Annotated in this window: 5 protein-coding genes; 4 read left to right on the top strand and 1 reads right to left on the bottom strand. The window is 66.8% G+C overall.

Translation table 11 applies throughout. From position 1 onward, the window contains the following. Positions 1-91: 91 nt before the first annotated feature. Positions 92-2,485 carry a TonB-dependent receptor gene (locus tag AAHM44_RS24275; protein ID WP_342251596.1) on the bottom strand — a complete coding sequence of 798 codons (2,394 nt, stop codon included), beginning with the start codon at positions 2,483-2,485 and terminating at the stop codon, positions 92-94. 227 nt (positions 2,486-2,712) lie between these two features. On the opposite strand from AAHM44_RS24275, the gene AAHM44_RS24270 reads away from it, so the two are divergent. The 4 genes from AAHM44_RS24270 to AAHM44_RS24255 are packed head-to-tail and all read left to right on the top strand — an operon-like array spanning position 2,713 to position 7,787. Further along, a complete protein-coding gene (locus tag AAHM44_RS24270; protein ID WP_269575912.1) occupies positions 2,713-3,468 on the top strand; it encodes a GntR family transcriptional regulator in 756 nt (251 codons plus the stop codon). 2 nt (positions 3,469-3,470) lie between these two features. Further along, positions 3,471-4,523 (top strand): serine hydrolase domain-containing protein, encoded by a 1,053-nt coding sequence (locus AAHM44_RS24265; RefSeq protein WP_342251595.1) that lies wholly within the window; start codon positions 3,471-3,473, stop codon positions 4,521-4,523. A gap of 37 nt (positions 4,524-4,560) precedes the next feature. Beyond that, positions 4,561-6,204 (top strand): carboxylesterase/lipase family protein, encoded by a 1,644-nt coding sequence (locus tag AAHM44_RS24260; RefSeq protein ID WP_269575914.1) that lies wholly within the window; start codon positions 4,561-4,563, stop codon positions 6,202-6,204. Further along, positions 6,201-7,787 carry a long-chain-fatty-acid--CoA ligase gene (locus AAHM44_RS24255; protein ID WP_342251594.1) on the top strand — a complete coding sequence of 529 codons (1,587 nt, stop codon included), beginning with the start codon at positions 6,201-6,203 and terminating at the stop codon, positions 7,785-7,787. The genes AAHM44_RS24260 and AAHM44_RS24255 overlap by 4 nt, the downstream gene beginning before the upstream one ends. Positions 7,788-7,942 lie beyond the last annotated feature (155 nt).

Below are 7,942 nucleotides of genomic sequence, written 5' to 3'. Positions count from 1 at the left end.
TAACCTGGGGCCGGCGGTTTGGCCTATTGTGAACCCTACCCGGGCGGCAGGAAGAAGGCGGAGATGGAAAAAGGAGCCGCCCCCCGGATCCTTACCAGCGGGTGGACATGCTCACGCCGATGGTGCGCGGCTTGTTGTAGCGCACCGAGAGCGGATAGCCCGCCGACATGAACTTGAGCACCTGGATCTGGCGATCGGTGATGTTGCGGACGAACGCCGCGAACTGGACCTTGTTGAAGTTGAAGCCCGCGCGGGCGCCGAACAGGTCGAAATCGGTCATGTAGATGGCAGGCGTGGTCGCTGTCACCGTATCCTGGATGCCGCCGCGCTGGCCCTGATAGTTGAAATTGACGAACACGTTCGACTTGTCGCTGATCGGGTGGCGATAGTCGACGCTCGCCGACATCGTCCAATCGGGGATCTGCGCCACCGAGCTGTCCAGCGTCGGCAGGCCAGTGACCCCGGCCGGAACCTTGACGAAGGTGGCGTGCTGGGTCGCGGCGTTCAGCCCGAGCGAGAACATGCCGCCGGCCAGGCGCCAGCGCCCGTCGAGCGCCGCTTCCAGGCCCCTTGCCTCGATCGTGCCGCCATTGACGTTGAACTGCTGGCCACCCTGGAGGCAGGCATTGGTCAGCGTGCAGCCATCGTTGATGCTGGTGATCGCATCCTTGGTCCGCTGCAGATAGGCGGCGACGCGGACGAACACGCCGCGCGTGATCGTCGACTTGACCCCGGCTTCGTAGCCGATCGTCGTCTCGTTGCCATAGGTATACTGGAAGGGATTGGGCGCCGCGGCATTATAGGTGCCGTTGTTGACGCCGCCCGCGCGATAGCCCGAACCGACCTTGGCATAGATCAGGGTGCTGGTCGGCCCCGGAATCTTGTAGCTCGCCGTCGCCGTGAAGGCCGGCTGCTCCGCCTTGTAGACGAAGGTGGTCGGCAGGCGCGTATAGTTGGTGGTGTAGAGCGCGTAGATATATTGCGTCGCGGTCTTGTAGTCGTGCGAGATGCGCGCTTCGCCGTTCAGCGAGAAATTGCCGAACTGATAGCCAAGCGAGGCATAGGCCGCGAACGAGTAGATGCGCTGCTGCGTGTTGCTGTCGGTGCCGAACACCAGCGGATAATTGGCCGGGCAATTGGCCGAGTTCGGCAGCGGCTTCAGGCAGACTTTCGCGGTCGGCGTGCCGGTGCAGATACCCTGGGTGACGGTATTGAACGCGCAGGGCGAGCTGTTGATCGCCAGGCGGTAATCATCGTTCTGGTACAAGCCCTCGGCGCCGACGATCCAGGTCAGCTTGCCGCCCGCACCGGAGCCGGTGAGGTGGAGATCCTGATAGAGCGTGCGATCGACGACATTGGTGTGGACCTGGGTAAAGGGATAGATCCCCAGCTGGCCCTGCTGGCGCATTGCAACCAGCGTCGCATAGTCGATCGCGGCGCCATAATATTGGCTCGAGCGCCACCGCGTCGCCATCGTCGTCGATTCGAGCTTGGCCCAGCCGAAATCATAGCTGGCGTTGAGCATCACCCGGCCGACCTTCTGCATCAGCCCGTCCTTGCCGTCGTGCGGCAGAGTGTAGCGCGACTGATAATAGCCGAGCGGCACCGCGGTGTTGGTGCCGGGCGCGATGACCAGGCTGTTGACGAAGCTCGGCAGCTTCAGGTCCTGCCCGTCGACCATCAGGTTCACGTCGAGATTGCCCGAGCGATAGCGCAGCTGGGCGCGGCCGTTCCAGCCGCGGGTGCTGTCATAATATTTCTTGTGGTTGGGGTCGTAGTAGAAGCCCCCGGTCTGGCCGTAGATCTCCCCGCCGACGCGGACCGCGACCGTGTCGCTCAGCGCTTCGTTCATCACCGCGGCGACGCGCTTCTGGTCGAGCCCGAAGGTGTACATGCCACGCGCCCAGCCCGAGCTTTCGAACTTGGGCTTGGCCAGGACGATATTGACCACGCCGAATTCGGAATTGCGGCCATAGAGCGCGCCTTGCGGGCCCTGCAGCGATTCCACCCGCTCGATGTCGAAATAGTCGAGCGTCTTGAAATTGCGGCCGCCCAGCGTCGAGCTGCCGACATAGGCGCCGTTGACGAACAGGCCGACGCCCGAATCCGCGCCGGTGGCGCGCGCAGTGCCCGAACCGCGGATCGAGACTTCGGCAAGGTTCTCGCTGGCGACATCGTTGAAGCGGACACCCGGCGTGGTGCTGAGCAGATCGCCGCTGCCCGCGATCGGGCCCTTGGCATCAAGCTGATCGCCGGTCACCGCGTTGATCGTGCCCGGCACGTCGCGGATGCTTTCCTCGCGGCGGCGCGCCGTGACGATGATGTCGTCATTGCGCTTCTCTTCGCTCGCGGCGGGCGCGTCCTGCGGCGCGGAAGCTTCCTGGCTGGCGTCAGTGGTGGTGGCGGTGGCGGTCGTGGTCTGCGCCAGGGCCGGCGTGGCCACGACGAGCGCAAGGGTTGCCGTGGTGGCAAGGAAATCTCGCATGCATCCTCCCATGGCGCGCATTTTTGCTGCGCCTAGCTTTTCATCCGTCGATCGTGAGACCGAGTCAACAGGATTGTACGACAATCTTTGATTTATGGTCCGACAAATCTCTTGCTACAGTCCGGCAGCCGCAATAGAAATGACCGTGCGGGATTGGTAAGCACTGCGATGGCGCAACCAACCCGCGAGAGGGCAAGTCTTTGACCGACAATCACGAATCAGCAGCATTGCCGGAGTCGACGGACGCAGCGGAAGCGCGTTCCATTTCGACCGCCGACGATCTGGCACAAGCGCTGCGGCTTCGGATACAGCGGAGCGAGCTTGCCCCGGGCGAATGGCTGCGCGAAGCGCCGCTGTGCAGCGAGTTCGGCGTCGGCCGCTCGATCGTTCGCCGTGCGCTACGCACCCTTGCCGACGACGGGCTGCTCGAGATCGAGGAGAATCGCGGAGCCCGTGTTTCCGCCACCACGGTGGAGGAAGTGTTTGATCTCTATGAGATCCGCGCCGCGCTCTACGGCCTTGCCGCGCGCTTCGCCTGCCTGCGTGCCTCCGATACCGCGATCCGCCACATGCTGGTCAATATCGACCGGTTGCTGAGCGACGCCGCCGCCGGGACGCCGGGCGAGCAGATCATCGAGATCTCGGAAGCAATCTTCAGCGAGATGGCGGAATCGGCGAGCGCCGATGCGCAGAAGATGATCGACATGGTACGGCGCAAGACGCGCTTCCACTTTTCCTATGTCGCGCTGGCGATCAACGCCAATGGCCCCGGCCCGTATGAGTATTGGCGCCAGGTGCGCGCCGCGCTGATCGCGCGCGACGCCGACAAGGCGAGCCAGGCAGCCCGCGACATCCTCTATTTCATGCAGGGCGAAGTCGCCCGGATAATGCTCGCGCGCGGGCCCCGGGTCCGCGAGGTCACGCCGCTGACCGCCCCTGCTCCCCCGATAAAGAAGAAGCGCGCAGCCGCGAACAGGAGATGACGATGAAGGCACGATCGCACGCCAAGCTGATGTTGCTCGCGGCGGCCATGGCCGGTGTGACGATCGCGCCCGCCGCCGCCCCCGCCCGCCCCGGCCCTGTCGTTCCGGCAAGTGCGGGCAACGCGGCGATGACCAGCCTGCTCGACTATCTCCGCAATCAGAACACCACCGGCTTCCTGGTAATCCAGGATGGCAAGGTGCTGGTGGAGAAGAACTTCCCGGCGCCCGAAGGCGATCGCCAGTTCCCGCTCTTCGTCTATGGCAAGGCCGGCGACGGCGCGCTGCTCGAGGATGTCGCCTCGCAGCAGAAGAGCTTCGTCTCGGTGCTGATCGCGGTGGCGATCGACAAGGGGTTGATCGACGTCGAGAAGCCCGTCGCCGACTATATCGGTGCCGGCTGGTCCAGAGCGACGCCCGAGCAGGAAGCGAAGATCCGCGTGATCGACGTGCTGCACATGGCCTCGGGCCTGGACGAGAAGTTCGGCTACGAGGCTCCGGCCGGCACGAAGTTCTTCTACAACACCCCGGTCTACGCGGTCTCCAAGCGCATCGTCGCGGCGGCGGCCCGGCAACCGCTTGAGACGATCACGCGGGACTGGCTGGCAGGGCCCGCCGGCATGGCAAACACCGCCTGGCGCAAGCGCCCCGCGGCGCTGGCCAGCATCGGCAACGATACCGGTCTGGTCACCACCCCGCGCGATACCGCATTGTTCGGGCTGATGATCCTGCACAACGGCGTGTCGAACGACGGCAAGCGTGTCGTCTCCGAGGCGAGCCTGAAACTGATGTTCGAGCGCTCACCGACCAACCCCGCCTATGGTCGTCTCTGGTGGCTGAACGGCGGCGACTACGTGATGGGGGCGATGGGCAACCGGAAGGACGGCCCGCTGATCGCCGCCGCCCCTGCCGACACGGTCGCCGCCCTCGGCGCCTTCAACCGCCGCTTGTTCGTCGTGCCAAGCAGGAAGCTCGTGGTGGTGCGCACCGGCGCCGCCGCGGGCGACAAGGATTTCGACCAGCAGCTCTGGCTGCGGCTGAACAAGGTGATCGGCTGAACGCCGACCCTGCACACACGCATTTCAGGAGAGTGAGATGGGGATAGCGCACCGCTTTGCGGCGCTGGGCCTGGCGCTTGTCGGCGCCGGTCAGGCTGACGCCCAGTCGATCGTCAAGGCACCCGCGGGGAGCGTCCGCGGCATCGAGGTCGACGGGCAGAAGGTCTTCAAGGGCATACCCTATGCGCTGGCGCCGGTGGGCGAGCGGCGCTGGAAGCCGCCGGTGGCAGTGCCCGCCTGGACCGGGGTGCGCAACGCCACGGCGTTCGGCGCGGCCTGTCAGCAGCCGCCCGCGCCGCCCAGCAGCATCTATGCCGAGGTCTATCCGGCGATGAGCGAGGATTGCCTCTCGCTCAACATCTGGGCACCGGCACGCGCGAAGAAGGCGCCGGTATTCGTGTGGATCCATGGCGGCAACCTGGTGCGCGGTTCGTCGCAACAGGCGATGTTCGATGGCGCCCGGCTGGCGAAACGCGGGGTGATCGTCGTCTCGATCAACTACCGGCTCGGCATCTTCGGCTATTTCGCGCACCCGGGGCTGAGCGCGGAATCGCCCGACGGCAGCTCGGGCAATTACGGCGTGATGGACCAGATCGCCGCGCTGAAATGGGTGAGGGCCAATATCGGCGCGTTCGGCGGCGATCCCGGCAATGTCACCATCGCCGGGGAATCGGCGGGCGGCCTCGCCATCCTGCACCTGCTGGTATCGCCCCAGGCGCAAGGGCTGTTCGGCAAGGCGATCGTCCAGAGCGCGTCGCTGATGAACATCCCCGAACTGAAGACGATGGCGCACGGCGTTCCCTCCGCCGAGACGCTTGGCGAGCATTATGCCGGCGCGATCGGCGCAAGGACGGTGGCGGAGCTGCGGGCGATCCCCGCCCCCGATCTCGCCGCCCGCGCCGTGAAGGCCGGCTTCGCCTCGACAGCGATCGTCGACGGCACGGTCATCACCCGGCAGCTCCTCGACAGCTTCGAGCGCGGCGAACAGGCGAAGGTGCCGCTGATGACCGGCTTCACCGCCGGCGAGATCAGCACGATGAAATCGATCCTGCCGGGCCTGCCCGAGGCATCGACCTTCACGCCCGCGACCTACGAAGCGAAGATCCGCGCCGGCTATGGCCCACTCGCCGACGCGTTCCTCCGCCTCTACCCCTCGGACGCGATCGGCGCGAACATGCTCGCCGCCGCGCGCGACGGCTTCTTCGCCTGGAACTCGCAGAAGCTGGTCCGCGAGCAGGCGCGGGCCGGCCAGCCGGCCTATCTCTACTATTTCGACCACCACATGCCGTCCTCGGACGCTGCCGGCATCCACGCCTTCCACGCCAGCGAAGTGCCTTTCATGTTCGGCACGATCGACCGGGTGACTGCGCTCTGGCCCAAGATCCCCGATATGCCGGCCGAGCGCGCGCTTTCCGACGCGATGGTCGATTACTGGGCGAGCTTCGCCCGTACCGGCGCTCCCACCGCTTCGGGCCATCCTGCCTGGCCATCCCACAATGCACGAGCCGCCTATATGCACTTCACCGACAAGCCGGAGGTCGCCGCCGACCTAAAGCCGGCCGAATATGCGCTGCACGATCAGGTCTTCTGCCGCCGCCGGGCCGCGGGGACCCAGCCCTGGAACTGGAATGTCGGGGTGATCGCCCCGCCGCTTGCCCCGGCCGCGGAGGCCTGCAAGTGATCGACGGCAGCATGCAGGACTTCCCGCTGACCCTCGACCGGATCGTCGAGCACGCAGCGAAATGGCACCCCGATGTGCAGGTCGCCACCGCCGGCGAGGGTGGTGCGATCACCCATGCCAGCTATGCCGAGCTCGACCGGCGCGCCCGCAAGATCTCGTCGCTGCTCGCCGGCCTCGGCGTGCGAAAGGGGGAGCGCGTCGCCACGTTGGCCTGGAACAGCCAGTCGCATGTCGAGAGCTGGTTCGCGATCATGGGCATGGGCGCGGTGTGCCACACGCTCAACCCGCGCCTCACCGCCCCGCAGCTCGCCTGGATGCTCGGCCAGTCGGGGGCGCGCATCCTGATCGTCAGCGCCGACCTGATGCCCCTGGCGCTCAGAATCCTCGACGAAGCGCCCGGTGTCGGGCAGGTCTTCGTGATCGATGGCGAGTTCACGCCCCAGATCCATGGCAGCGCGGCGATCGCCCAGCTCGAGCCGCTGCTCGACACCGCCGGCGAGGGCTTTGCCTGGGGCGATTTCGAGGAGAAGGCGCCGAGCGGCCTCTGCTTCACCTCCGGCTCGACCGGCGCCCCCAAGGGCGTGACCTACACCCACCGCTCCAGCTTCATGCACACGCTGCGCCTGCTCCAGGCCGATGTCTCTGGCATCACCAGCCAGGACGTGGTGATGCCGGTGGTGCCGATGTTCCACGCCAATGCCTGGGGCCTGCCCTTTGCGGTGCCGGCAGCGGGCGCCAGGCTGGTGCTGCCCGGCCGTCATCTCGACGGCGCCAGCCTGGCCCGGCTGATCGCCGCCGAGGAAGTCACCATCGCGGTCGGCGTGCCCACCGTCTGGCTCGGCCTGTGCGATCATCTCGACGCGACCGGCACCAGCCTGCCCTCGCTCAAGCGCATCCTTGTCGGCGGCGCGCCGATGCCGCCCGCGCTGATGGAGCGGATCGAGGGTCAGCTCGGCATCCCCGTTCAGACCAGCTGGGGCATGACCGAGCTGTCACCGGTCGGCACGTTCGGCGTGCTCAGCGCCCCCACGCGAGATGCGCTGATCTCTGGTCGCCCGGCGCTGGGCATGGACCTGCTGCTTATGGACGAGGCCGGCAGCCCGCTCCCCGAACAGCGCGATGTCGAGGGACGCCTGCACGTGCGCGGTGCCGCAGTGATCGAACGCTATTTCGGCCAGGACAGGCCGGCCACCACCGCCGAGGGCTGGTTCGATACCGGCGACCTGGCGAAGATCGATCGCGCCGGCAACCTGATCATCACCGGCCGCGCCAAGGACCTGATCAAGTCGGGCGGCGAATGGATCAACCCGGCCGAGATCGAAGCCGTGGTCTGCGCCCTGCCCCAGGTCAGCCTGGCGGCGGTGATCGGCCGCAGCGACGTCAAATGGGGCGAGCGGCCGCTGCTGCTCGTCGAGCTGCGCGAGGACCAGGAGATCAGCGACCAGGACCTGCTCGGCGCCTTGCGCGGCCAGGTCGCTTCCTGGTGGATTCCCGACGCAGTGGTGCGGGTACCGAGCATGCCGCGCGGCTCGACCGGGAAGATCGACAAGCTGCAGCTGCGGGCTGCGTATAGCGGCTGCTAGAACCGATACGTCATACCCGGGTTGGCCCGGGTGGCGGGGACCACAGACCCCCACCCCCCCCCCCCCCAAGGCCAGCCCCCCGCCCCAGGACAAAGTCGCGCGGGCCAAGCGCCCCCCCCCCCCCCCCCCGTAAAGCCCCATGGGGGGGGCGGGGG

It is taken from the genome of Sphingomonas sp. OTU376 (genome assembly GCF_038440415.1).
GTDB classification, from domain to species: domain Bacteria; phylum Pseudomonadota; class Alphaproteobacteria; order Sphingomonadales; family Sphingomonadaceae; genus Sphingomonas; species Sphingomonas kyeonggiensis_A.
Note: the sequence above shows the minus strand (reverse complement) of the source record. Positions and strands in the feature narration are given on the sequence as shown.

Bases quoted from the DNA above. Each gene is read 5' to 3' on its own strand.
- AAHM44_RS24275 (WP_342251596.1), bottom strand. From the start codon at position 2,485: ATGCGAGATTTCCTTGCCACCACGGCAACCCTTGCGCTCGTCGTGGCC.
- AAHM44_RS24265 (WP_342251595.1), top strand. From the start codon at position 3,471: ATGAAGGCACGATCGCACGCCAAGCTGATGTTGCTCGCGGCGGCCATG.
- AAHM44_RS24260 (WP_269575914.1), top strand. From the start codon at position 4,561: ATGGGGATAGCGCACCGCTTTGCGGCGCTGGGCCTGGCGCTTGTCGGC.